The sequence below is a fragment of the Dorea amylophila genome (genome assembly GCF_025567265.1).
Taxonomy (GTDB): Bacteria; Bacillota; Clostridia; order Lachnospirales; family Lachnospiraceae; genus Dorea_A; species Dorea_A amylophila.
This window is the reverse complement of record NZ_JAOQJW010000004.1, coordinates 39,105-65,245: the sequence shown is the minus strand read 5'-3', so window position 1 is coordinate 65,245 and position 26,141 is coordinate 39,105. Positions and strand designations below refer to the sequence as shown.

Here is a 26,141-nt window from a genome sequence, read left to right as displayed (position 1 = left end):
ACATTTTCATTGCGTTTTGTGCCTGAGCGAAGCGAAAGGAATGGATATAATGATGAAAGAAAAGAAAAGTAGTTATTTTACCGCAACGTGGAAGATGCTCGCGGCAGTGATAATCGGGGGAATCGCCGGAGGCGTGTCGGTAGTCATCTATGAACTGATGAAAAAAGGAATAGATGCAGGAATCAGAACGATTAACGGAACGATTCAGCAATATATATTTCCAGCTCTGATTATAATCGCGGTTGTTACGGTAGTTGTGGGTGAATACAGTTTATACCGGTTAAAGAATGTATACAAAGAAATGAAGGATGCAGATGAGGACAGATTCTATGAACTGGATTACGAAGAAGAAAAATGGGGAGCGTGGACCAGTGGGGTTAATTTGGTGTCACAGGTGGCCTGCATCATAATTTTATCCTTTGGATATTCTTTGAAGTATATAGAATCAGGAAAATCCAGATATTTTTTATTCGCCTGCATTATATTTATACTGTGCTATTTCTACGATATTTATCTTTCTGTACGTTATGTAAAAGCGATACAGGCGGCACATCCGGAGAAAAAAGGTGATCCAACTTCAAGCAAATTTACGGAACAGTGGGTGGAAAGCTGTGATGAAGCAGAAAAAGAAATTATATACAAAAGTGCATATAAGACGTATATTGTATTGAACAAAGTAATACCGATATTATTGTTGCTTACATTAATAGCAAATATGTTCTTGAATACTGGTATATTGGCGGTTCTTGTTGTAGCTGTCATTTATCTGGTCACAGGAATGACGTATATCAGATCCAGCATGGTTTCTAAAGCAAAAAGGATTGGATAAAATAAAAAGTCATATTAGGTGAATGCATCAGATAAAACTGGTGCATTCATGATTATAACATATCATTCTATATTATAATTCGTTGAGTTAAGGAACATTTCGTTCCAATCATGAAATACATCGATAAATATATCAAAATTTTTCAAAATATATAACGAAAGAATAAGCAAATAAATGTTGAATTATCAGATATTCGAAATGTGGGATTCCATTATGAAGGATGGAAACGGAAGATTAAAATCATTTACAAATATACTTGATAATATAATTATTATCGCATTGAAATACTGTAAAGATAAGTTTATACTGAGAGGAGAAGCCTATGAATAATACGAATTTGTTAAAGACAGGTTTTGTTAATGAACGGTTCCGATATTATGAGAAGTTAGTCGCAGAGCTGACAATGATGAGTGATATGTTCATGCGGAACGTGTTAAATATTCTGGAATGTGCGGAATATGTATTAAGAGTTATTACTGAAAATGATGATCTGGAATTAACAGAAGTCGTTGTTCAGAAAGATTACAAGAATTTACAGGGAAGATCGGCTGTACTTGACTGTGTGGCTGTGAATGGCAGAAAAGAAATGGAAGTAGAAAATGAAGTTGCACCCATCTTACATATCAAACGGACTGTAAGAGAAACCGGCAGAGATTATAATGATAAAAGCGAAATTATATATATTAACGCCCGGATGAAAGAAAATACAGATCTGGGCAGATTGATGCATGATTTTCATTGTACAAAGGCAGAAGACATGTATAGCAAAGTATTGGCAGAGTGGGTAAGAGTATTGAAAGAGACACAGGAAGGAGTGGAGATTATGTGTAAAGAGATGGATAAGATTTACAAAGCGGGAGAGTTAATAGGAGAAGAGCGTGGAAAAGAAAAAGGAAAATATGAAACAGCAATGAAGTTGCTTGAATTAGGAGCAAGGGAAGACATGATTGCAGAAGCAGTAGGGCATAGTGTAGAAGAAATAAAACGTTGGAAGAATGATATGAAACACTAATAATATATTATGAAAAATAAGCAAAAATGGAAAAGGAGAATCTATGATGAAAGTATTTGCATACAGAAAATGCAGCACCTGCATGAAAGCATTAAAGTGGCTGGAAGCACACAACGTAGAATTTGAAGAACGAGCAATTAAAGAAGAAAATCCAACTTACGAAGAATTAAAAGAATGGTACACAATGAGCGGACTTCCACTCAAAAAGTTCTTCAATACCAGTGGTATGATATACAAACAGATGAACCTGAAAGACAAATTAAAAGAAATGACCGAAGACGACCAGTTAAAACTCCTGGCAACCGACGGAATGCTCGTAAAACGCCCATTAGTAATCGGAGATAATTTCGTTCTGACCGGCTTCAAAGAAAAAGAATGGGAAGAGAAACTGCTATAAGTTAAAATATATTATCATAATTATATGAATTCCAGGTAAACACCAGACGTCCGGAAAAATAAAAATATATTTTGATATTCAAAATACTTGACAAACAAAATTTCTTGATATATACTTTGACAGTCAAAATAATTTAGAATCAAAATAAATCAGAGGTATTTAGAATGACTGGAAGAATATGTGGGACAGGATCTTGCGTACCATCATTTGTAATGGATAACAATGACATTGCAAAACTGGTTGATACCAGTGATGAGTGGATCCGGGAGAGAACCGGAGTCGTGAGACGTCATATCATCAGAGAAGAGACGACGGTATCCATGGCCGTCCAAGCTGGACGACAGGCACTTGAAAATGCAGGTATTACTGCAGACGATGTGGATCTGATCATCGTTTCTACGATTTCTTCAAATGTAATACTTCCATGTACAGCCTGTGAAGTGCAAAGAGAACTCGGAGCAAAGCGTGCAACCTGTTTTGATCTGAGTGCGGCATGTACCGGATTCGTAGTTGCTTATAATACAGCGGTGGCGTATCTGAATGCGGGTGTGTATCAGACTGCTCTGATCATTGGCAGTGAAAGTTTGTCGAACCTGACGAACTGGAAGGACCGCGGAACATGTATCCTGTTCGGGGATGGTGCCGGAGCAGCGGTACTGAAAAGTGAAGATATGAGATATTATCTTCCAGTGACACACTCCGATGGTTCCAAAGGAGAAGCACTGTGCTGCCGGAGCAGATATGACAGAAGCGAGTTATCGCCGGAAGATCTGCCGAAGCCGGATGAAAAAGAATATCTGATGCAGATGGATGGAAGAGAAGTATTTATGTTTGCAGTAAAGAGCGTGCCGCAGGCAGTAAAAGAAGTACTGGAAAAAAATAATGTGGCTCAGGAAGAAATCAGCTTTTATATCTTACATCAGGCGAACAAAAGGATCGTAGAAGCAATCGCAAAGCGGCTGGGCGAGCCGTTGGAAAAATTTCCGATGAATCTGGAAGAATACGGAAATACATCTTCCGCAAGCATTCCGATTCTTCTTGATGAACTGAACAGAGCCGGAAAGCTGCAAAAAGGTCAGAAGATTATCCTCGCGGGATTTGGCGCAGGACTTACCTGGGGCGCAAGTATTCTGGAATGGTAAAAAACAGTAAAAACAAATATGAGAAGGAGAACAAAAACATGTTAGAACAGATCAAAAAAATGGTAGCAGACAACTTAGGAGTAGAGGAAAGCAAGATCACAGAAAATGCATCATTCAAAGATGACCTCGGAGCAGATTCCCTGGATCTTTTTGAACTGACAATGGCACTGGAAGATGAATACGGAATCGAGATTCCATCCGAAGATCTGGAAAAGATCGTAACAGTAGGTGATGTTGTAGAGTATGTAAATGCTCACAAAGAGTAAGAAATACAGGACAGTAACATAAAAATGAGATTATAAAAAGACAGGGAGTATAGAGATTATGCAGACAGAAGTAACCAGATTATTAGGAATTGAATACCCGATCATCCAGGGCGGTATGGCCTGGGTAGCAGAATATCATCTGGCAGCAGGTGTATCTGAAGCCGGCGGACTGGGACTCATCGGTGCAGCAAGTGCTCCGGCAGACTGGGTAAGAGATCAGGTACGCAAGGCAAAAGAACTGACAGACAAACCGTTCGGTGTCAACATCATGCTGATGAGTCCTTATGCAGATGAGGTCGCAAAGGTAATCGTTGAAGAAGGTGTAAAAGTTGTGACCACCGGTGCAGGTAATCCGGAGAAATACATGAAGATGTGGAAAGAAGCCGGAGTAAAGGTTATTCCTGTTGTTGCTTCTGTAGCCCTGGCGAAGAGAATGGAACGCTGCGGGGCAGACGCCCTGGTAGCAGAAGGATGTGAAGCCGGCGGACATATCGGCGAGAGTACAACGATGGTGCTTGTTCCGCAAATCGTGGATGCAGTCAATATTCCGGTTATTGCTGCCGGAGGAATTGCAGACGGAAGAGGAATCGCTGCCGCATTTATGCTGGGAGCAAAAGGTGTTCAGATGGGAACACATTTTGTCGTTACAGATGAATCCCAGGTACATGAGAATTACAAAGAAAGAATCATCAAAGCGAAGGATATTGATTCCAAAGTAACAGGAAGAACCACAGGACATCCGGTCAGAGCCCTTCGCAATGATATGACGAGAAAATATCTGGAACTGGAGAACGCCGGAGCCGGATTTGAAGAATTAGAAAAGCTTACACTTGGCGGACTTAGAAAAGCAGTTGTAGAAGGCGATGTGAAGAACGGAAGTGTAATGGCAGGACAGATTGCAGGTATGGTAAAAGAAAGAATGTCATGTAAAGAGCTGGTTCAGAAACTGGTGAATGAGACAGATGCATTGATCGGAGGAAAAGGATTCTATGAGTAAGACTGCATTTATTTATCCCGGACAGGGAGCTCAGAAAGCCGGCATGGGAGCCGACTTTTATGAGAACAGTGAGATCGCAAGATACATATTCGATCAGGCAGGTGAGGAGCTTGGTCTGGATATGAAAGCACTCTGCTTTGAAGAAAATGACAAACTGGATCTGACGGAATATACGCAAGCAGCGATGGTTACCACTTGTCTTGCGATGACAAGAGTTGCAGAGAATAAAGGGTTGAAAGCAGATGTTACGGCAGGATTAAGTCTCGGTGAATATCCGGCGATCGCAATTGCCGGCGGGATGAATGATATGGATGCGATCCGTCTGGTGAGAAAAAGAGGAATTCTGATGCAGAATACGGTGCCGGCAGGAGAAGGTGCTATGTGTGCGGTCATCTCCATGGATGCAGAGAAAATCGAAGAAGTGATCGAACCGATCGCAGATGTATCAGTTGCAAATTATAATTGTCCGGGACAGATTGTTATCACCGGCAAGACGAAGGCTGTGGAAGAAGCAGCCGGAAAATTAAAAGAAGCAGGTGCAAGACGGACAATTATGTTAAATGTCAGCGGACCGTTCCATTCGAAGATGCTGGTTCCGGCGGGAGAGAAGCTGGCAGAAGAGCTGGAGAATACCAGATTTCATGAATTGAAGATTCCGTATGTGACAAACGTATCGGCAGAAGAAGTAACGGATATCAGAGAAACTCCGGGGCTTCTTACGACACAGATCAGTTCACCGGTGCGCTGGATGCAGAGCATGGAGCGCATGATCGCAGATGGTGTGGATACATTCGTCGAAATCGGACCGGGCAGGACACTGGAAGGATTCTTAAGAAAAATCAATCGAAATGTGAAAGTATTCCACATTTCCCAGTGGGAGGATGTGGATAAAGTCTGTGAGGAACTCGCAGATGGTGGAAACAGGATGGAGGAATCGTAAAGATGGATCAGACAATGGAAGGAAAAGTTGCGGTTGTAACCGGAGCATCCAGAGGAATTGGAAAAGCAATCGCTGTAAAGCTTGCATCAAAAGGAGCAACAGTTGTGATCAACTATAACGGTTCCAGAGAAAGAGCCGAAGAAGTAAAGAATGAAGTTGAGTCTGCAGGCGGTAAAGCGGTGATCATACAATGTAATGTGGCCGATTTTGATGCTTGTAAAGAATTCATCGAGACGGTGATCAAGGAGCAGGGAAGAATTGATATTCTGGTTAATAATGCAGGAATCACAAAGGATGGACTCCTTATGAAGATGTCAGAAGAAGATTTTGATAAGGTATTGGACACAAACTTGAAGGGAACATTTCATACAATAAGAGCTGCGCTCCGCCAGATGATCCGCCAGAGAAGCGGACGCATTATAAATATGGCATCTGTTGTAGGTGTCAGCGGTAATGCAGGACAGGCAAATTATGCGGCGTCCAAAGCAGGTGTGATCGGACTGACCAAAACAGCAGCCAGAGAAGTGGCATCCAGAGGAATCACGGTCAATGCAGTTGCACCGGGATTTATCGAGACCGACATGACAGAAGTACTTCCGGAAAAGATAAAAGAAGCGTCTGCCGCACAGATTCCGCTTGGAAAATTCGGAAAAGCAGAAGATGTGGCGAATGCAGTTGCATTTCTTGCGTCAGAGGATGCGGGATATATTACCGGACAGGTATTGCATGTAGACGGCGGTATGGTGATGTAAAGGAGATTAAGATATATGAAGAGAAGGGTTGTAGTGACAGGACTTGGAGCAGTGACTCCGATCGGAAATACCGTAGAGGAGTTCTGGGACGGTATAAAAGAAGGTAAAGTAGGAATCGGAGAGATCACAAAATTCGACACTACGGAATATAAGGTGAAAATTGCGGCCGAGGTAAAAGATTTTCAGGCAAAAGACAGAATGGATTTTAAGGCAGCAAGAAGAATGGAGCCATTTTCCCAGTATGCGGTAGCGGCGGCGAAAGAAGCATTCGAGGATTCCGGACTTGATATGTCAAAAGAAGATCCGTTCCGTGTCGGTGTGATCGTAGGTTCCGGTATCGGAAGCCTTCAGGCAGTAGAAAAAGAATATGAAAAGATCCGGACCAAAGGACCGGGAAGAGTCAATCCATTGCTGGTTCCGATGATGATCTCGAACATGGCAGCAGGCAATATTTCCATCCAGCTTGGGCTGAAAGGAAAATGCACGAATGTTGTCACAGCATGTGCCAGTGGAACAAACTGCATCGGTGATGCATTCCGTGCGATCCAGTATGGTGACGCAGAAGTGATGCTGGCGGGTGGAGCAGAAGGATGTATCTGTGAGACCGGAGTCGCAGGATTCACAAGTCTGACAGCACTTTCGACTTCTACAGATCCGATGAAGGCATCCAGACCATTTGATAAAGACAGGGATGGATTCGTTCTCGGAGAAGGTGCAGGTGTAGTTGTTCTGGAAGAACTGGAACATGCAAAACAACGTGGTGCAGTCATCTATGCCGAACTTGTCGGATATGGTTCTACGGGAGATGCATATCACATTACTTCTCCGGCAGAAGACGGAAGCGGAGCAGCCAAAGCAATGGAACTTGCAATGGAAGAAGGCGGGATCGAACCTTCTCAGGTAGATTATATCAATGCACATGGAACCAGTACACATCATAATGACCTGTTCGAGACACGTGCAATTAAGCTGGCACTCGGCGAAGCGGCAAAGGATGTTGTGATCAATTCTACAAAATCTATGATCGGACATCTGCTTGGCGCAGCAGGAGGTGTAGAGTTTATTACCTGTGTGAAGACAATTCAGGATAACTTCATTCATCAGACTGTCGGAACAGAAACCGCAGATGAAGAATGTGACCTGAATTATGCAATTGGTGCGCCGATTGAGAAGAAAGTGGATTATGTACTGACCAACTCGCTTGGATTCGGAGGGCATAATGCAGTGTTATTGTTGAAGCGGTATGAAGGCTAGCGGAGAATCACAGGAGGGACAAAAAGCATATGGAAATGGAGAAAATGATCGAACTCATAGATGCCGTGTCAAAGTCAGATCTGACAGGATTTAAATATGAGGAAGAAGGAATCAAATTGCATTTGAGCAAGAAAGAAAATACATGCTATGTGACGGAAAATCTGTCTGCACCGGTGAATGCGGTAACAACTTCTGCTGCTGAGATAAAAAAAGCAGCAGAAGGAGATCAGATATCGGGAACATCTGCCGAAGAAATACCTGTCGGGAATGTAGTGGAATCCCCGTTGGTAGGAACATTCTATGCAGCACCTGCGGAAGATGCGGAAAGTTTCGTAAAAGTCGGTGACAGAGTAGAAAAAGGACAGACACTCGGAATTGTAGAAGCAATGAAGCTGATGAATGAGATCGAAAGCGATTACAGCGGAACAGTCGCAGAGATTCTGGTAAATAATCAGGAAGGTGTGGAATATGGACAGCCATTGTTCCGCATCGTGTAGGAGGACAGTATGAATCATTTGGATATCAATCAGATAAAAGAAATCATCCCGCACCGCCACCCATTTCTTCTGTTGGATTACATTGAGGATTATGTACCGGGAGAATACGCAGTGGGATATAAATGTGTGTCTTACAGAGAAGAATTCTTCGCCGGACATTTTCCGGAAGAACCGGTGATGCCGGGAGTACTGACTGTGGAAGCGCTGGCGCAGGCCGGTGCGGTTGCAATCTTAAGTCTGGAAGAAAACAAAGGAAAGATTGCATATTTCGGCGGAATCAATAAATGTAAATTCAAAGGTAAGATCGTTCCGGGAGACAAGGTACGTCTGGAGACGAAGATCATCCGGCGAAAAGGGCCTGTCGGTGTCGGCGAGGCAGTCGCAAGTGTGGATGGAAAGGTAGTAGTCAGTGCAGAACTGACATTCATGGTTGGATAAACAAAAAGCAGCATAGGAGTGTAAGGAAAGATGATTAAAAAAGTATTGATCGCAAACAGGGGAGAGATTGCAGTGCGTATCATCCGTGCCTGCCGTGAGATGGGAATAGAGACTGTGGCGGTCTATTCCGAGGCAGATAAAGAAGCATTGCACACGAAGCTTGCAGATGAAGCAATCTGCATAGGTCCTGCTCCGTCAAAAGACAGCTATCTCAGTATGGAAAATATCATCAGTGCAACGATCATCAGTGGTGCAGATGCAATTCATCCCGGATTCGGATTCCTGTCTGAGAACAGTAAATTTGCAGAATTATGTGAGCAATGCAATATTACATTCATCGGACCGGATTCCAAAGTCATTGCAAGCCTTGGTAATAAACAGGTTGCGAGAAATACGATGATGGCAGCAGGCGTTCCGGTCATACCTGGAAGTAAGGAACCGGTCTACGATGCAAAGACAGGTGCTGCGTTGGCACAGGAGATCGGCTATCCGGTTATTATAAAAGCTGCCCTTGGCGGCGGAGGGAAAGGCATGCGTACTGCATGGACACCGGAAGAGTTTGAATCTGCATTTCAGACGGCGCAGAAAGAGACTGAGATGGCATTTGCCGATTCGACGATGTACATTGAACACTTTGTAGAAAATCCAAGACATATTGAGTTCCAGATTCTGGCAGATAAATATGGCAATGTGATCCATCTGGGAGAAAGAGACTGTTCCATCCAGCGTAATCACCAAAAATTGATTGAAGAATCCCCATCTGTTGCATTGTCAGATGAACTGAGAAAAAAGATGGGAGATGCGGCGGTGAAAGCCGCCAAAGCAGCAGGGTATGAGAATGCCGGAACGATCGAGTTCTTATTAGAAAAATCCGGGAACTTTTATTTCATGGAAATGAATACCAGGATCCAGGTGGAGCATCCGGTAACGGAATGGGTAACCGGTGTAGATCTTGTAAAGGAACAGATCCGTATCGCATCCGGACAGAAGCTGTCCTATACACAGGAAGACATTAAACTGACCGGACATGCGATCGAGTGCAGGATCAATGCAGAGAATCCGGAGAAAGGATTCCGCCCGTCTCCGGGAACGATCACGGATATGTATCTTCCGGGAGGAAAGGGAATCCGCATCGATTCTGCAATATACAGTGGTTATACGATTCCGCCATATTATGATTCCATGGTGGCAAAACTGATCGTATGGGCGAAGAACCGTCAGGAAGCAATCCACAAGATGCAGAGTGCGCTGGGTGAGGTCATTATAGAAGGAATTGACACGAATGTGGATTATCAGTATGGAATTGTGAATCATCCGGATTACATTGAGGGAAATATAGATATTGAATTTATTGAAAGACTGTAGAGGTGACTGCTGATGAAGCTGGACAACGTATTTAAGAAAACCAGAATTGCTGTCGGAAGAAAGAATTATATTACATTTACCAGACGACCGGAAGTACCGGAGGGATTACTCCGCAAATGTAACAAGTGTGGAGGAGCAATTATTGCAGAGGATGTAAAGAAAGATCATTACATCTGTCCGAAGTGCGGGGGATATTTCCGCGTGCATGCGAGACGAAGGATCGAGATGGTCACAGATGAAGGTTCTTTTGAAGAGTGGGATTCTGATCTTCAGGGAGGGAATCCTCTGGAATACAAAGGATACGAAGAAAAACTGGAAAAACTGCAGGAAAAGACAGGGCTTTCAGAAGCAGTCATAACAGGAAAAGCAAAGATTGACGGCCGTGAGACGGCTATCGGAGTCTGTGATGGGAGATTTTTGATGGCCAGCATGGGAGAAGCAGTTGGAGAGAAGATAGCAAGGGCAGTAGAACGGGCAACAGAAGAAAGACTTCCGGTCATCTTATTTGCCTGCTCCGGAGGGGCCCGCATGCAGGAGGGAATCGTCTCTCTGATGCAGATGGCAAAGACATCCGCAGCACTGAAGCACCACAGTGATGCCGGACTTCTTTATATCAGCATACTGACTGATCCCACGACTGGCGGAGTAACCGCAAGCTTTGCGATGCTCGGGGATGTGATCCTGGCAGAGCCAAAAGCTCTGATCGGGTTCGCAGGCCCAAGAGTGATCGAGCAGACCATCGGCCAAAAGCTTCCGGAGGGATTCCAAAGAGCAGAGTTCTTATTGGAACATGGATTCCTGGATGCCATTGTAGAACGTCCGCAGATGAAAGCAGTACTTTCTAAAATCCTTGCACTTCATGAGAATGGAAAAGGAACAGATTTTAATAGAAAAGAATGTGCTCAGGATCTGGTGGCAGACGGAAGGAAAGAAGAAAAATTAACGGCATGGCAGAGAGTAGAACTTTCCAGACGAAAAGACCGTCCGGTAGGAAGTGATTACATTGATGCGCTCTTTACAGACTTTGTAGAATTCCACGGTGACAGATATTTTGCGGATGACAAAGCAATCATTGGCGGTGTGGCAAGGTTCCATGGCATGCCGGTAACGGTGATCGCACAGGCAAAGGGAAGAAATACGAAAGAAAATATCGAAAGAAACTTCGGCATGCCGGAACCGGAAGGTTATCGAAAAGCATTAAGACTGATGAAACAGGCAGAAAAATTTGCCAGACCTGTCATTTGTCTGGTCGATACACCGGGAGCGTTCTGCGGACTGGAAGCAGAAGAGCGCGGACAGGGAGAAGCGATTGCCAGAAATATCTATGAGATGTCCGGATTAAAGGTTCCGGTCGTATCTATCATTATCGGTGAAGGCGGAAGCGGTGGAGCACTTGCGATGGCAACTGCGGATGAAGTGTGGATGCTGGAGAATTCTATCTATTCGATTCTTTCGCCGGAAGGATTCGCAAGCATTTTATGGAAAGACAGTTCTAAAGCAAAAGAAGCCGCAGAAGTGATGAAGCTGACAGCAGAGAATTTGAAAGCACAGGGAATTGTAGAGCGTGTTTTCGCAGAACCGGAAACATATACGGTTCAGAATATGGATTCTGTGATCATGCAGATAAATGAAGCAATAGAAGAGTTTCTGATGAGATATGGAAGCATGTCAGAACAGGAATTGATAAGACATAGATACGAGCGCTTCAGAAATATGTAATAGGTATGAACACATAAATTCTATAATATGACGAGGAAAAAAGATATGGAAATACAACCATTGAAAATAGGAACAAAGATGGCAAAAGTTCCGGTTATCCAGGGTGGTATGGGAGTAGGGATCAGCCTTGGAAATCTTGCCGGAGCAGTTGCAAAAGAGGGCGGCATAGGGATTATCTCTGCCGCTCAACCCGGCTTTAAAGAAAAAGATTTTGAAAAGAATCCATTAGAAGCAAACTTAAGAGCGGTGAAATCGGAATATGAAAAAGCAAGAAAACTGGCACCGGATGGAATCATAGGATTTAATCTGATGGTTGCCATGGAGCATTATGAAGAATATGTGCATGCGGTGGTAGAAGCAGGCGCAGATCTGATCGTATCGGGAGCGGGACTTCCGACGGAACTTCCGAAATATGTGGGGGATTCGGACATTCTGCTTGCGCCGATCGTATCTACTGCAAAGTCGGCGAATGTCATATTAAAGTACTGGGATAAAAAATATCAAAGAATACCGGATCTGGTAGTGATCGAAGGACCGCTTGCCGGGGGACATTTGGGATTTCGTGAAGATCAGCTGGATGAATATGAAGGACAGGCAATATACGATCAGGAGATTCAGAAAATCAAAGAAATCATACAGAACTATTCGGATAAATACGAAAAGAAGATTCCGATAGCAATCGGTGGAGGAATTCATGACAGCGAAAGCGCCGCACATGCATTTTCCCTTGGGGCAGATGCGATACAAGTGGCAACCAGATTCGTTACAACGGAAGAATGTGACGCAGACATCCGCTATAAAGAAGCATATCTGAATGCCGGAAAAGAAGATATTGTGATCGTAAAAAGTCCTGTGGGAATGCCTGGACGTGCGATTCTGAATCCCTTTATGAAAAAAGTAAAAGAACAGGGCAGGATCGCTCCCGCACATTGTTACCGCTGTCTGAAACACTGTAATCCGGGAACGACACCATATTGTATTACGCAGGCACTGATCAATGCCGCAAAGGGAAATGTCGATGATGCATTACTTTTCTGCGGGGCATATGCATACAGAGCAGATCATCTGGAAACTGTGAAAGAAGTTATTGATTCTCTGATGCCAGAAAGGGTATAATAAAAGACAAGAGTAAAGAATGAAGAGTTAAAGTGAAGGAAATTACAGAAGATGGGAATGGATGACGCATATAAGATGATCAATCAGACACTGGTCAGTCTGATCAATGAAATATGGGAGCTGGAAGAAAAGGCGATTATTACGGACGAGTTCAAGGATCTTACAAATAATGATATGCATGTAATAGAAGCAATCGGACTCGGAGAAGGAAATAATATGTCTTCCATCGCCAGAAAGCTGAATATTACGGTAGGATCCCTTACGACTGCCATGAACAGTCTGGTGAATAAAAGATATGTGGAGCGTCACCGCAGTGAAGAAGACAGAAGAGTCGTTCTTGTCAAGCTGACAGAAAAAGGTGTAAAGGCTTACCATCATCACGAAGATTACCACAGACAGATGACACAGGCTATCCTGGACAAACTGGATGATACCGAACTTCCGGTACTTGTGAAGACACTGGATGCATTATCTGAATTCTTTACCGGGTATAGTGAGAATAAGGAATGATGGAGTTATCTTCCAAATCTGCATGAAGTAGCTGCATGGATCGAGAAAGAGAATAACAAATAAGAAGATAGAAAGTGACTGTCATGCAGCCTTTACAGGTTGTGGGCAGTTTTTTCTGCATATGTCAGAAATACAAAATAAAATTCATAGAATTCAGGAGGAATAGCAATGTACGAAAAAGAAGCAGAACAATTACAGACAATTATTGATGACAGTGAAAGAATTGTATTTTTCGGAGGTGCAGGTGTCTCTACAGAGAGTGATATTCCGGATTTCCGAAGTGCGGATGGATTATATCGGCAGAAGTATAAGTATTCACCGGAACAGATTGTAAGCCACAGTTTCTTCGTACAGAACCCGGAAGGATTCTATGAATTCTATAAGGAGAAGATGATGTTCCTGGATGCGAAACCGAATGCTGCACATCGTAAGCTTGCAGAATTAGAAGCAGCCGGCAAATTAACTGCTGTTATCACGCAGAATATTGACGGACTTCATCAGGCGGCAGGAAGCAAAAATGTACTGGAACTGCACGGAAGTATTCATCGCAATTACTGCATGAAATGCCATAAATTCTACGATGCGGCTTATGTAAAACATGCAGACGGAATCCCGAGATGCAGCTGCGGAGGAATGCTCAAACCGGATGTTGTACTTTATGAGGAAGGTCTTGATTCTGCTGTGATCAATAAGAGTGTGAAGGCAATAAGTGAAGCAGATACGCTGATCATAGGTGGTACATCACTGATCGTTTATCCGGCAGCAGGATTTATTGATTATTTCAGAGGAAAACATCTGGTGGTGATCAATAAGGGTGCAACAGCCAGAGAAGTTGGTGCGGAGTTGACGATTGCGGCACCGATCGGGGAGATACTGGGACAGATAAAGGTACAGTAGTAAGCGCTGGAAGTACTAAGTGCCAAAAGTGGTAAGGACTGGAAAAGAACTTAAAAACTGGAGAAAGAAGATGAAGAGAACAGGAAAATACATTTCTGTCTGCCTGTGTGCAGTAATGATCGCTTCCATGTTCATGTGCGGAGGCTGCCAGAAACAAGAGAAAACAAAAATAACAAAGAAAAAACAAATCGAACTGTGGCATTACTGGGACATTCCGGGAAACCAGCAGCATCTGGAAGAACTGGTAGAATCAGTTTAACCAGTCACAAGATAAAATAGAAGTTAAGGTATCCTACATACCGGATGAAGATTTCAAGAAACAGCTGGCATTGTCCATGTCGGAAGAAAAAATGCCGGATATTGCGTTGGTGGATTCTTCGGATTTTCAATTTCTCCATCAGATGAAACCATTTGCAGATCTGACAGATGAGATCCCGGAATTACAGGAGTATTCAGAAAAAGCGCTGGCACCATGTTCTGCGGATGGAAGAATCTATGGACAGCCGTTTGGAGTGAACTGTACGGCGATGTTTTATAATAAGAAGATTCTGGAGAAAGCCGGATGTAAAGTCCCGGACAATTGGGAAGAATTCGAAAAAATTGCGGCGAAGGTCAGTGATAAAACGATAAAAGGATTCGCAATCACAGCATTGCAGACGGAAGAAAGTATGTATGAGTTCCTGCCGATCCTGTGGTCTATGGGTGGCGATATCCATCGTATTAATACAGCAAGCGGGCAGCAGGCTTTTCTGTTTTTGAGAAATATGGAACAGGAAGGAAGCTTAAGTCTGCAGAGTATTTCCCTAACGATGGGAGATCTGACGAATCAGTTTATAAAGGGCAAGATTGCAATGATGTTCAATTCTTCTATGGCAATCGACAGCATCCGAGAAGGCAATCCGGATCTCGAATTTGGAGTGGCAGCAATTCCATGTGGAGACAATCCGGTGACAGTTGCAGGAGGAGAGATTCTGGCGGTGGCAAATAATGAAAATAAGGAATATGCGGTTCAGTTTCTGAGATTTCTTGCTGATGAGAATCGAATGAAAAGCTACATAGATGAATTCGGATTTCTTGCACCAAGGCAGGAGATTATGCAGCAACAGTTCAAAAACGATGAAGAAAAAGGGGCATTTATAGATCTGTATCAGAATGCAAGGATAAGAGAGATCAGCAGTAACTGGCCGCAGATCTCATTGACTCTTTCCGATACATTAAGAGAGATCCTGGTAAATGAAGAAGATTCACAGACGATACTGGATAAAGGTGCGGAGAAGATAGAGAGTATTGGAGCGGAAAAAAAATGAAAAAGCGAAAGAAGAATCTCCGGCAGATATTGATCCCGTCATTTATCATTACGGCATGTATTCCGCTTGCTATTTTTGCACTGATATCGCAGGAGAGATTAAAGACAAGTACATTAGAGAATATGAACAATCAGGCAGAGGCTGACTTGCAGAAAGCAAATCAGAGCCTGAATATGACGCTGGATAAATACGAAACGTTACTTTATGCTATTACAACAGATGAAGAATTTCTGAGCCTTGTAGTAAATGCAAATGATTCGGAAGAAATTCCGGAAGCGGATGCATATAATATGAGAAGAGATTTTGCCCATATCTGTAATAGAAATGAAGGAGTTGACGGAATCCAGCTTGTGCTTTCAGACAAGAGGCGGATATTTTACGACCGACTGTCGTCATCTTCGGTAAATAGTACATGGATGGAAAAGGTAAAAATTCCGGATGAGACAAAGCTGCTGTCCTATGATGTTGATAAAGATACGGACAATCCTGAGCGTATGTTTCATATCGGGAGAAAGGTCGTTAATTACTGGGATATCAGTGAGGATCTAGGATATGTAATCCTGTCTGTCAATTTGGATGAACTGGAATCGGTATTAAGCGCAGGAAAAGGGTCCAGAGTATATCTTGTGAAAGACGGAGTGATCGTAGGGGCAGAAGATACAAAGATGCTTGGCCGGCAAGAGAAGGCTTTGGATAGTGCAAAGGTTAATCAGAAGGCAATCAAAAATGCCAGAAGCGGCTGGTCAATCCTCTTATGTCAGTCGATTCGTGAATATCAGAAAGCAATTGAAGAACAGGTGATATTCTGGATCATGGTAGCGCTTGCTGTTCTGCTGATCTTTGTCCTTCTGATCTATCGTGTTACCAAACCGGCCATGATATCGGTAAATGACATTGTGGATGCAATGAAAAATCTCGAAAAAGATAATTTCCGGGAAAAGCTTGAAGTCAAAGAAAAAGACAGTACAGAGATTCAGGAAATATCTGAAGGATTTAATGAAATGTCGGAACGTATCCACAATTTGATCGGACAGGTAAAAGAATCGGCAATGGAGCAGAAGAATGCAGAAATCTCTGCATTAGAGGCTCAGATCGATCCACATTTCCTTTATAATATTCTGGATACGATCAACTGGAAAGCAATTGAGAATGAACAATATGAGATCAGCGAGATGTTGGTGGCACTTGCGGACATCCTGCGCTATGCGATCAATGATGCCGGTGAATTTACCACAATTGATGCGGAAAAAGGATGGCTGGAAAAATACATCCTTCTCCAGCAGGAAAAACTGGGAGAAGAGATTGAACTGGAATTTAAAATTCAAGATTCGTACGGGAACTGCAAGATTCACAAGATGCTGTTGCAGCCATTTGTGGAAAATGCGATCAAATATAGTTTCCGTGGTTATGAAGGAGTACATCGTCTGACGATCGAGGTATCCAAAGCGGAAGAACAGATGCATATTATTATCGCAAACAACGGCCGGCATATAGAAGAAGATCAGTTGAAAGACCTGAATATGGGAAAAGAGATCAAGAATCATTTTGGAATCTCGAATGTAAGAAAACGTCTGAAACTTTATTACGGAGAAGATGCAGTGATTTATTTTGAAAATGTATCTCCAAGTGGAGTGAAAGTACATTTGTTTGTGCCATTGCAGGAGAAACAAAAAGATGAAGATAGCAGTTATTGAAGATGAAAAACCGATCAGAGAAGGACTTGTACATATTTTAAATAAGATAAGTCCGGAATATCAGGTCGTAGGCAGTGCGGAGAATGGAGCAGAAGGACTGATACTTCTGGAAGAGGAAATGCCGGATCTGATCATGCTGGATATCCAGATGCCGGATATGGATGGACTGCAGATGCTGAAAGAAGCACGGGCAAGAGGAATCTATACAAAAGTGATTATTCTTACAGCCTACTCGGATTTCAGCTATGCGAAAAAAGCAATCGAACTGGGAATTGAAAATTATCTGCTAAAACCGGTGAATCTGACAGAACTAAAGAAAACGCTGGAAAAAATTAAAGAAGAGTTATTTGTAGAACAGAGGGGAAAGAATTCTCTTTCATTGGAAAAGATTCTGAAGGATATCCTGGATGGTGAATATGAGAAGAATGAAAGGCTGGACGCTGTGCTGGCAGATAATTATGGAATCATTCAGGGACACAGCCTGTATTGTATGTACATTTTCCTTGGAAAATATTATGAAAGTGAGAAGAAAGAAGTCGGATTATTTCTGGAGGAATTGAAAGAACACAATCCGGAACGGAAACTGTGCTGGCTGCCTCGTGAAAAACAACAGGCCGCATTGGTCTGCTTTTATGGTGAGGAAGATGTCAGTAAATTATTGAAATACGTAAAACATTCGGTAGTACCGGCATGTTCCGTAAGACTGCATGACCGTGGCGTATTTACATGGAAGGAATGTAAGGGACTTAACAGACTGACTGAGACAGAGCTGGAATTAGAGAAGGCATGTGGCTGGCATCTGATACTCGGAGACAGGGTATTGATTGAATGCGAGAAAATTCTACAGATGAGAACGTATCAGTTCATTTATCCGGCAGAGCTTGAAAACAGGGCCAGAAGTGCAGTAATACATATGAATGCAGAAGAATTTACCGGTTGTTTTCAGAAATTCATGAAATATGGACGCATAGAAGTACACAGTCCACAGGAACTCAGAGAAGTGTGTATCCGTTTCGCATATGCGATAATCAATACAGCCAAGGAGTGTGGCACATTGCGGGATGAGGAATTGATGGTTCAGAGAGTGTTAAAGACAATCTTAGGTGCAGTTTCCTGGGAGGAGATAGAAGCAGTCATGATGGAATTATTCTCCAGCATCGAGATAAGTCAGATCAACCAGACATCTTCTGAATATCTGGTACAAAAAGCACTGATAATTATGAAAGAATGTTATAGTGACGGGATTACTTTGGAAGAAACAGCCAGAAGACTTCATGTTACAGAGCAATATCTGGGAACACAATTAAAGAAAGAAACGGGGACTTCCTTTACGGAGACGGTACGAAAATTTAAAATCATGCATGTGAAAGAATTACTTCTGGATACAGATCTGAAATTAAATCAGATAGCTGCAATGACTGGATTTTCCAATCCAAAGTATATGAGTAAAGTATTTAAACAGGAAGAAGGGATGCTTCCAAATGAATACAGGCGGATTAATGCATAACAGTTTATAAAATTACTCCTTTCCGAAAAAATTGCTCCTTTTTAAAATTTGGATTCTGATATAGTGGGTTCAGAACAAAAAAGAGGAGGAATTAAGATGGAAGCGGTTGATAAAATATCCGTCGGAGTGAGTAAAGAAAAAGCCGGACAGAATACACAGGAAGCCATCACAGAGAATGCGGATGGAATGAAAGTATCTCTGGGAGAGAAAATCTGTTATGGAGTAGGTGATATCGGAGCAAATCTGGTATGGACAACGGTAGCCTCTTTCCTGACGATATATTGTACTGATGTGGCAGGTATTGCTGCAGGAATAGTAGGAACACTGATGCTGATCGCCAGATTATTCGATGGCGTATCGGATCTTTTTATGGGAATCATTATAGATAAGACGAACACCAGATGGGGAAAAGCCCGTCCGTGGGTACTCTGGAGTGCGCCACCGCTGGTCATCAGCCTGATCATGATCTTTACAGTACCGGACCTTGGTGCAAATGGAAAAGCAATTTACCTGTTACTTGTATACATATTCCTTGCAGCGGTATGCTTTACAGCATCTAACCTTTCTTATAATACAATGCTTTCACTGGTAACCACAGAGCAGCACGACAGAAATGTCATGAACACGATCCGTTTTGAATTTACCATGATCGCACAGCTTGTGATTAACGTGATCACGATTCCACTGGTACATTTCCTTGGAAACGGACAGCGTGGCTGGACATGCATGAGTATCGTGTATGCAATCGTAGCACTTGGAATGTTCATCACAACATTTGCCGGAACAAAAGAAAGATACAAACCAATCAAAAAAGAAACAACAGCGAAGAAGAAGACACATCCGCTGAAAACAATTAAGACCCTTTGCAGAAATAAATACTTTATCCTGATCACACTTGCATTTGCAGTGATCTATACATCGCTTGGATTAACCGGAGGATCCAGAATCTACTATGCAAAATACGTATTAGGGGATGAGATGCTGAACAGTACAATGACCATGTTCAACTATATCCCGACCATCCTTACGATTATGTTGATCCCGGTATTTACAAAAAGATTCGGAAAGATCAAAGCACTGTTTGTAGGATTCTTATTCTACGCAGCAGGACTGGTGCTTGAAATCGCAGGACCTGTTAATCTTCCAATGATTTACACTGGTCTGGTGTTACAGGGAATCGGACATGCGGCATTGTATTCATGCCTGTTCGCAATTGTCGGAGATGTCGTAGATTACAGTGAATGGAAAGACGGAATCCGTGAAGAAGGAATTACTTATAGTGTGACAAGCTTCGGACAGAAGATCGGAACCGGACTTGGAACAGCAGCACTTGGATGGATCCTGGCAGCCGGACATTATGACGGAACAGCAGCCGTTCAGTCAGCAAGTGCAATCTTCGCAATCAAAGGACTGTTCCTGTATCTGCCACTGGTAATTACAGTAATTGTACTTATCATCTGGTACTTATTCATGGGAATTGATAAGATCTATCCGACAGTCAGAAAAGAACTGGATGAGCGTAGAGAAAAGGCTGAGTAAGAAAAAGCTGAGCAAGAGAAAGCCGAGTCAGAAAATATAGAATAGAAAATGTGAACTTGAATGGTAATTAGGAATAAGCCGGAAGATGTAATGTCTTCCGGCTTATTTTAATCGCCATGCGTTCGGAAGAAGCTGCCGGTGGCAGGTTCTGTAGATACAGAAAACTTTGGCACATAAAAAGGCAGGAAATGAAGTCCTGCCTTTAAAAAATAATATGTAAGATTTAAAATTAACCAACAATGCGGTATTTCTTATCTACAGCATTCAGAAGTTCATGTCCGTCTTCTGTTACGAGAACAAGGTCCTCAACACGAACACCGTATTTGCCTTCGAGGTAGATACCAGGCTCGATAGAGAAGATCATACCAGGCTCAGCTACATTCTTGTTGATCGGGCTTACATCACCATACTCGTGATCTTCCTGTCCGATGAAGTGTCCAAGACGGATTCTCCAGTACTCACTGTATCCAGCTTCGTCAATCAGATCTCTTGCCTGAGCGTCGATATCGCAGAAACGCATACCAGGTTTGATAACAGCTTCTGCTTTCTCAACTGCTGTACGAACCAGATCGTGGATAGCAGCCTGCTCATCATCTACGCTCTTGCAGTAGAATGTTCTTGTCATGTCTGAGCAGTAACCTTTCCATACACAACCCATATCGATCAGGACACATTCTCCGGCTTTCAGAGTTCTTGTCTCACTTGGTGTATGGTGCTGGTCAGCAGCGTTAGCTCCGAAACATACGATGGTATCAAAGCTTACTCCGCTTGCTCCTTCTTTCAGGTACTCAGCATCGATGAAGTCCGCAACTTCTTTTTCTGTCATACCTTCTTTGATGAAATTAGCAACTCTTTCCATAACCGTATCATTGATTACAGATGCATGTTTCATGATCTCGATCTCCTCAGCGTTTTTAACAGCACGAACACCGTCTACGCAGTCAGATCCCCATACAGTCTTCATCTCAGGGCAGCGCTCCTGAAGTGGAATGAGGAAACGAGCCGGCCATGTCTTGTCAATTCCAAGAGTGCTCTTTGTATCGATGTGCTCCATCAGAACACCGATCTGGTCATCCATGTCACTGAACCATACTTCTTCGAATCCTGTATTTGATACATAATACAGATAGTTCAGGAATAATGTATGTTTTCCACTTGTTCTAAGTAACAGGGCATATAATCTTTCCCCAGGATTTACCATGATTCCTGTTAAAAAGCGGATGCTCAGTGGATCAGATACCAATAACTGATCAATTCCTTTCTCTTTCATTTTTTCCAATACGCGGCTAATTCTTTCGTCCATTGTTAAAATGCTCCTTCCTGTGCGTTTTGTTAAAAATCCTATTTAAGATAATAACATGAATTGGCTAAAATGACTAGAATTTTAGTGAATTTAAAGGATTAATTTTTGAAATGTTCTGACAACAATTTCTAATGGGCCAGTGTGGACGGAGTTTGTGGCTTTTTTGTGTCCCCTCCGGTAATTTTGTAAAAAAATAGGACTGCATTGTTTGGGAGGAGTGCAGTCCTGAGGAAAAAGTTATGAAAAAGATTTAAAGTGTTTGTTCTTTCGAACAATTCTTAGTATAGAAGGAATATGTGATGAAAGTGTGATGGAATTAGGAAGAAATTGTTAACAAATGAAAAACAGAAAATAGAATACAATCAATGGTACCATAAACGGGAACAATGTTGAAATCCAAAAGTCCGGGTGTTAGAATTACAACAGATGCTATAACAGAAGATATATATCAAAGAATACAAGAAACCATACAGAACATACGAATATACACCAAGGAGGAATACACCATGCGGATCCTAATCTACGGCGCCGGAGTCATCGGAAGCTTCTACGCATCCAGATTCGCCAAAGCAGGACTAGATGTAACAGTCTTAGCAAGAGGGCAGCGGTTAAAAGAATTACAGGGACACGGTCTATGGTACAGAGGCAAGACAAGAACGCATAAAGTTGAGGTTAAGACGATCAGTGAGTTAAAGCCGGATGACCGCTACCAGTTTATTTTCCTGACCGTACGTGAGAATCAAGTAGAAGAAGCACTGGAAGATATCAGTAAGAATAAAAGTCCGAATGTTGTCACTATGATCAATACGATCAAACCATATGGCAGGTGGGAGAAAATCTGCGGAAAAGGAAGGATCCTTCCGGCATTTCCGGGAGCGGGTGGCTGCATTGAAGGTGGGATTCTGGATGCGCAGCTTCTGCCAAGAGCAATTCAGCCGACAACATTCGGTGAGATAGGAGGAAGAAAGAGCAGCAGGGAAGAAGCATTGGCATATATATTTAGAAAAAGCCACATTCCATACCAGATCGTTCCGGAAATGCATCACTGGCAGATATCACATCTTGGCGTGATCATTCCGCTGGCAGATGCTTATTACCAGAGCAGGCATCCGGAAAAAATCTGTGCAAATGAAAAATTGATGACGCTGACAGCTTATCGGATGAAAAAGAACCTGAAGTGGATCGCCCAGAAGGGAATGTTGTGCCCGGCAAAGCTCTATATGATCAAAGATATGCCGACAGGAATGCTGGCAGGGGTTCTAAGCAGAGTATATCAGAGTGAATTTGGCAACAAATTCCTTTACAGACATGCGATGCATGCACCGGAAGAATTCCAGCGGTTGCATCAGGAATTCTATAATTATATGAAGACACATACGAAAGAGAGTAACAAAGCATGATAAGACCGATTATGAAAGACATATTTTTCCTGAACCAGAGATCCGAGCCGGCAACAGAGACGGACAAGCAGGTTGCAGTGGATTTGTTAGATACATTGAAAGCGCACGAGGAAGGCTGTGTCGGCATGGCAGCGAATATGATCGGAGTGAAGAAATGTATCATAGCCGTTAATATGGGATTCATGAATATGGCAATGTTTAATCCGAAGATTGTAAAACGTTCCGGAAAATATGAGACGGAAGAAGGCTGCCTTTCCCTTACAGGTGTGAGAAAATGCACTCGATATCAGGAGATTGAAGTAGAATATCAGGACATGAATTTCAAAAAGCAGAGACAGAAATATACCGGATGGACGGCACAGATTATTCAGCATGAGATAGATCACTGTCAGGGTATAGTGATATGACACTAAGAAAAGTAAATGTTTTCCTCCTGTTTTATTGACACAACTGTATCGATAGCATACAATAAAACCAGATTGTTAATAAAATAACATATAAAACGTGAAGATTACAGGAGGGTAATAGCATGGCAAAGATTTTATGTAGTCCAAGTAAATATGTACAGGGTGCAGGTGAGCTGAAGAAGCTGGGTGAATATGCTCAGAAGTATGGCAAAAAAGCACTTGTACTGATCACAGAATCAGGATATAAACGTATCGGGGACGTTGTAAATACCGGATTTGAAGGATACGAGATCACACCTGTGTACGAGTATTTCAACAGAGAATGCAGTAAGAATGAGATCAACCGACTGGTAGACATCATGAATGAGAAGGGCTGTGATGTCGTGATCGGTATCGGCGGTGGTAAGATCCTGGACACGGCCAAGGCAGTTGCTTATTATAAAGAAGCACCGGTTCTGATCTGTCCGACGATCGCCTCAACAGATGCACCTTGCAGCGCACTGTCTGTTATTTATACAGATGCTGGTGTATTCGAAGAGTACTTATTCCTTCCGGCCAACCCGGACATGGTTCTGATGGATACTGAGATCATTGCAAAATCACCGGTAAGACTTACCGTTTCCGGAATGGGTGATGCGCTGGCAACATATTTTGAAGCAAGAGCCTGTCAGGTAAGCGGAGCAACGACATGTGCGGGTGGACAGGTCACACAGGCAGCAATCGCACTTGCAAAACTCTGTTTTGATACGCTGATGGCAGAAGGAGTAAAGGCAAAACTTGCTTTGGAAGCAGGAGCATGTACACCGGCTGTAGAAAAAGTCATCGAAGCCAATACATTGCTGAGTGGTATCGGATTTGAGAGTGGCGGACTTGCAGGAGCGCACGCAATTCATAATGGATTTACCGTACTGGATGAGTGCCATCACATGTATCATGGCGAGAAAGTCGCATTTGGAACGATTACACAGCTGGTACTGGAGAACATTCCGGCAGAAGAACTGGAAGATATCATCGATTGGTGTATCGAACTGGGACTGCCTGTGACATTAAAAGAACTGGGAATCACAGAAGTAACAGATGAGAAGCTGATGGCAGTTGCAACGGCAGCCTGTGCAGAGAACGACACGCTTCACAATATGCCATTCGAGGTAACACCGGAGACTGTATGTGCAGCAATCAAGGCAGCAGATGCATACGGAAAATATTTCCTCGGAGAATAGTCAAGAATCTGTGAAAATAAAAAATACATAATAAATACAGAGAATCTGCCATTGACAGGTTCTCTGTATTATTTTGCAGAATCATTCTGTATATGAATCTGAAAATTTCAGTAGATTTCAAGAATAACTTAACATCTTTTTTACAAAAATATCGAGTAAATTCAATATTTTCATACTATACCTGAAAATGTACAAAAAACAAAATCAGAAAGTGTGAGAAATATCTATGATCAAATCCTATGTTATTGATACCAATATTTTAATCCAGGCACCTTATGCATGTCAGTGTTTTGAAGAAAACAGGGTGATATTGCCATTGGTTGTATTAGAAGAACTGGACGGCCTGAAGAAAGCAGAAGGAGAAAAGGGAGCAAATGCAAGGCGGGCGATCCGTTTTCTGGAAAAGCTCAGACTGAAAGGAGACCTTTTAAAAGGTGTCCAGATGGAAAATGGAGGAATCCTCCGTGTAGAGGCCAATTGTGTAAATGTAGAACTGCCGGAAAGCCTTCCGGAAGATAAGCCGGATAATCGGATCTTAAAAGTATGTAAGGGAATCCGGGAAGAAGAAAAGCCGGTCGTTCTGGTGACAAAAGATCTGGTCCTTAGGTTAAAAGCACAGATTCTCGGAATTGAAGCCCAGGATTTCAGCACAGAGCAGGTCATCGAAGAAGAGGGACAGTACAGCGGCAGACAGATTTGCTATGTGGCGGAAGACAAGTTCAAAGAATTCAAGAAAAAAGGCGTTCATCTGAAGGAACTTTATTTGTCCGATGAAGATGGTAATAAGATCCAGCCGGAACTTACGGAGAATGAATTTATCATATTGAAGGCAGATCAGTCTGTGAAAAAGACACATCTTGGAAGAGTTGAAGGGAAGAAAGTAGTATCGTTAGAATTCCGAAAGAGCCAGCCTTATGGCATCAAACCAAGGAATGCCGGACAGTATTTTTTACAGGAAGCATTGATGAAATCCGCAGAGAAAGCACCGCTTGTAATTGTAAAAGGAATGGCAGGAACGGCGAAGACATTTTACTCACTGGCAGTCGGACTGGAGAAGGTGCTGAACAATCCGACCGGAGAATATAGAAGAATTCTGATCTGCAGACCGAATGCGCAGTTTGACCAGGATATCGGTTTCCTTCCGGGAGACGAGCAGGAAAAGATATCACCTTTGATGCGTCCGATCGTAGATAATCTAGAGCAGCTGATTGATTCGGATGAAGAAGAGCGTTATCAGGATGAACAGGAATTACAGGGTAAGATCGAAGAGATATTTGCAAGAGGACTGATCCAGACAGAAGCAATGAATTTCATCAGAGGCCGTTCATTTGTGAAGACCTATCTGATCATAGACGAGGCGCAGAACATGACTCCGAATCAGGTGAAAGGAATCATAACAAGAGCCGGAAAAGGAACGAAGATCATTCTGCTTGGTGATCCGAATCAGATAGACCGGCCATTTCTAGATGAGAGAACGAATGGACTTAGTTATGCGTCGGAATACATGAAGGGTAGTCCTTTATGTTATCAGATTACAATGTCTGCAGAAGAATGTGAGCGTTCCGAACTTGCGATGGATGCGATTCACAGATTATAGACATAGATTATAGAATTAGAAGGGAACGAAATAAAA

Annotated in this window: 26 protein-coding genes; 25 read left to right on the top strand and 1 reads right to left on the bottom strand. The window is 42.7% G+C overall.

The genetic code is table 11. From position 1 onward, the window contains the following. The first annotated feature begins 49 nt into the window (after positions 1-49). The 21 genes from OCV72_RS03100 (at position 50) to OCV72_RS03000 (ending at position 20,178) form a co-directional block, all read left to right on the top strand. Complete coding sequence (locus OCV72_RS03100; protein ID WP_055281857.1) at positions 50-829, top strand: DUF3169 family protein; 780 nt, start codon at positions 50-52, stop codon at positions 827-829. 322 nt (positions 830-1,151) lie between these two features. Continuing rightward, positions 1,152-1,841 carry a hypothetical protein gene (locus OCV72_RS03095; RefSeq protein WP_055281855.1) on the top strand — a complete coding sequence of 230 codons (690 nt, stop codon included), beginning with the start codon at positions 1,152-1,154 and terminating at the stop codon, positions 1,839-1,841. Between the two features lie 46 nt (positions 1,842-1,887). Next, positions 1,888-2,238 carry an arsenate reductase family protein gene (locus tag OCV72_RS03090; protein ID WP_055281853.1) on the top strand — a complete coding sequence of 117 codons (351 nt, stop codon included), beginning with the start codon at positions 1,888-1,890 and terminating at the stop codon, positions 2,236-2,238. Between the two features lie 164 nt (positions 2,239-2,402). Further along, positions 2,403-3,380 (top strand): beta-ketoacyl-ACP synthase III, encoded by a 978-nt coding sequence (locus tag OCV72_RS03085; RefSeq protein WP_055281851.1) that lies wholly within the window; start codon positions 2,403-2,405, stop codon positions 3,378-3,380. A 38-nt stretch (positions 3,381-3,418) separates the two neighbouring features. Beyond that, positions 3,419-3,646, top strand: a complete 228-nt coding sequence (locus OCV72_RS03080; RefSeq protein ID WP_006428212.1) for an acyl carrier protein — start codon at positions 3,419-3,421, stop codon at positions 3,644-3,646. Between the two features lie 58 nt (positions 3,647-3,704). After that, positions 3,705-4,643, top strand: coding sequence for an enoyl-[acyl-carrier-protein] reductase FabK (fabK, locus tag OCV72_RS03075; protein WP_028088545.1), 939 nt, complete (start codon positions 3,705-3,707; stop codon positions 4,641-4,643). Beyond that, positions 4,636-5,583 carry an ACP S-malonyltransferase gene (fabD, locus tag OCV72_RS03070; RefSeq protein WP_055281848.1) on the top strand — a complete coding sequence of 316 codons (948 nt, stop codon included), beginning with the start codon at positions 4,636-4,638 and terminating at the stop codon, positions 5,581-5,583. The genes fabK and fabD overlap by 8 nt, the downstream gene beginning before the upstream one ends. A gap of 2 nt (positions 5,584-5,585) precedes the next feature. Beyond that, entirely contained in the window at positions 5,586-6,335 is a 750-nt protein-coding gene (gene fabG / locus OCV72_RS03065) for a 3-oxoacyl-[acyl-carrier-protein] reductase (RefSeq protein WP_055180671.1), read from the top strand. A 15-nt stretch (positions 6,336-6,350) separates the two neighbouring features. Further along, the gene (gene fabF / locus OCV72_RS03060; RefSeq protein ID WP_055281846.1) at positions 6,351-7,589 is read left to right on the top strand and encodes a beta-ketoacyl-ACP synthase II; all 1,239 of its coding nucleotides are present in this window, start codon (positions 6,351-6,353) and stop codon (positions 7,587-7,589) included. A 29-nt stretch (positions 7,590-7,618) separates the two neighbouring features. Next, on the top strand, positions 7,619-8,086 hold the full coding sequence (gene accB / locus OCV72_RS03055; RefSeq protein ID WP_055281844.1) for an acetyl-CoA carboxylase biotin carboxyl carrier protein: 468 nt from the start codon (positions 7,619-7,621) through the stop codon (positions 8,084-8,086). A gap of 9 nt (positions 8,087-8,095) precedes the next feature. Then, positions 8,096-8,524, top strand: a complete 429-nt coding sequence (gene fabZ, locus OCV72_RS03050; RefSeq protein ID WP_055281842.1) for a 3-hydroxyacyl-ACP dehydratase FabZ — start codon at positions 8,096-8,098, stop codon at positions 8,522-8,524. Between the two features lie 30 nt (positions 8,525-8,554). Then, complete coding sequence (locus OCV72_RS03045) at positions 8,555-9,889, top strand: acetyl-CoA carboxylase biotin carboxylase subunit (protein WP_055281840.1); 1,335 nt, start codon at positions 8,555-8,557, stop codon at positions 9,887-9,889. A 12-nt stretch (positions 9,890-9,901) separates the two neighbouring features. After that, positions 9,902-11,608 carry an acetyl-CoA carboxylase carboxyl transferase subunit gene (locus OCV72_RS03040; RefSeq protein WP_055281838.1) on the top strand — a complete coding sequence of 569 codons (1,707 nt, stop codon included), beginning with the start codon at positions 9,902-9,904 and terminating at the stop codon, positions 11,606-11,608. Between the two features lie 45 nt (positions 11,609-11,653). Further along, entirely contained in the window at positions 11,654-12,724 is a 1,071-nt protein-coding gene (locus OCV72_RS03035) for an NAD(P)H-dependent flavin oxidoreductase (protein WP_055281837.1), read from the top strand. A 57-nt stretch (positions 12,725-12,781) separates the two neighbouring features. Continuing rightward, complete coding sequence (locus OCV72_RS03030) at positions 12,782-13,234, top strand: MarR family winged helix-turn-helix transcriptional regulator (RefSeq protein ID WP_028088536.1); 453 nt, start codon at positions 12,782-12,784, stop codon at positions 13,232-13,234. Between the two features lie 168 nt (positions 13,235-13,402). Then, positions 13,403-14,131 (top strand): NAD-dependent protein deacylase, encoded by a 729-nt coding sequence (locus OCV72_RS03025; RefSeq protein ID WP_055281835.1) that lies wholly within the window; start codon positions 13,403-13,405, stop codon positions 14,129-14,131. 70 nt (positions 14,132-14,201) lie between these two features. Further along, positions 14,202-14,390 (top strand): hypothetical protein, encoded by a 189-nt coding sequence (locus OCV72_RS03020; protein ID WP_242859192.1) that lies wholly within the window; start codon positions 14,202-14,204, stop codon positions 14,388-14,390. 16 nt (positions 14,391-14,406) lie between these two features. After that, positions 14,407-15,438 (top strand): ABC transporter substrate-binding protein, encoded by a 1,032-nt coding sequence (locus tag OCV72_RS03015; protein ID WP_330376551.1) that lies wholly within the window; start codon positions 14,407-14,409, stop codon positions 15,436-15,438. Continuing rightward, on the top strand, positions 15,435-17,132 hold the full coding sequence (locus OCV72_RS03010; RefSeq protein WP_055281833.1) for a sensor histidine kinase: 1,698 nt from the start codon (positions 15,435-15,437) through the stop codon (positions 17,130-17,132). Before OCV72_RS03015 ends, OCV72_RS03010 begins: the two co-directional genes overlap by 4 nt. Continuing rightward, positions 17,113-18,639: a response regulator transcription factor gene (locus OCV72_RS03005; RefSeq protein ID WP_055281830.1), complete on the top strand. Its 1,527-nt coding sequence runs from the start codon at positions 17,113-17,115 to the stop codon at positions 18,637-18,639. The genes OCV72_RS03010 and OCV72_RS03005 overlap by 20 nt, the downstream gene beginning before the upstream one ends. 96 nt (positions 18,640-18,735) lie before the next feature. After that, positions 18,736-20,178: an MFS transporter gene (locus OCV72_RS03000; RefSeq protein ID WP_055281828.1), complete on the top strand. Its 1,443-nt coding sequence runs from the start codon at positions 18,736-18,738 to the stop codon at positions 20,176-20,178. A 229-nt stretch (positions 20,179-20,407) separates the two neighbouring features. Here the strand turns inward: OCV72_RS03000 and OCV72_RS02995 are convergent, their stop codons facing one another. Beyond that, positions 20,408-21,481: a M24 family metallopeptidase gene (locus OCV72_RS02995; RefSeq protein WP_055281826.1), complete on the bottom strand. Its 1,074-nt coding sequence runs from the start codon at positions 21,479-21,481 to the stop codon at positions 20,408-20,410. A 386-nt stretch (positions 21,482-21,867) separates the two neighbouring features. Here OCV72_RS02995 and OCV72_RS02990 point away from each other — a divergent pair, with 386 nt between their 5' ends. The 4 genes from OCV72_RS02990 (at position 21,868) to OCV72_RS02975 (ending at position 26,105) form a co-directional block, all read left to right on the top strand. After that, on the top strand, positions 21,868-22,881 hold the full coding sequence (locus OCV72_RS02990) for a ketopantoate reductase family protein (protein WP_330376546.1): 1,014 nt from the start codon (positions 21,868-21,870) through the stop codon (positions 22,879-22,881). Continuing rightward, complete coding sequence (locus tag OCV72_RS02985) at positions 22,878-23,288, top strand: peptide deformylase (protein ID WP_055281822.1); 411 nt, start codon at positions 22,878-22,880, stop codon at positions 23,286-23,288. Before OCV72_RS02990 ends, OCV72_RS02985 begins: the two co-directional genes overlap by 4 nt. A gap of 122 nt (positions 23,289-23,410) precedes the next feature. Beyond that, on the top strand, positions 23,411-24,508 hold the full coding sequence (locus tag OCV72_RS02980; protein ID WP_055281820.1) for a glycerol dehydrogenase: 1,098 nt from the start codon (positions 23,411-23,413) through the stop codon (positions 24,506-24,508). Positions 24,509-24,734: 226 nt separating this feature from the next. Beyond that, complete coding sequence (locus OCV72_RS02975; RefSeq protein WP_006426107.1) at positions 24,735-26,105, top strand: PhoH family protein; 1,371 nt, start codon at positions 24,735-24,737, stop codon at positions 26,103-26,105. Positions 26,106-26,141 lie beyond the last annotated feature (36 nt).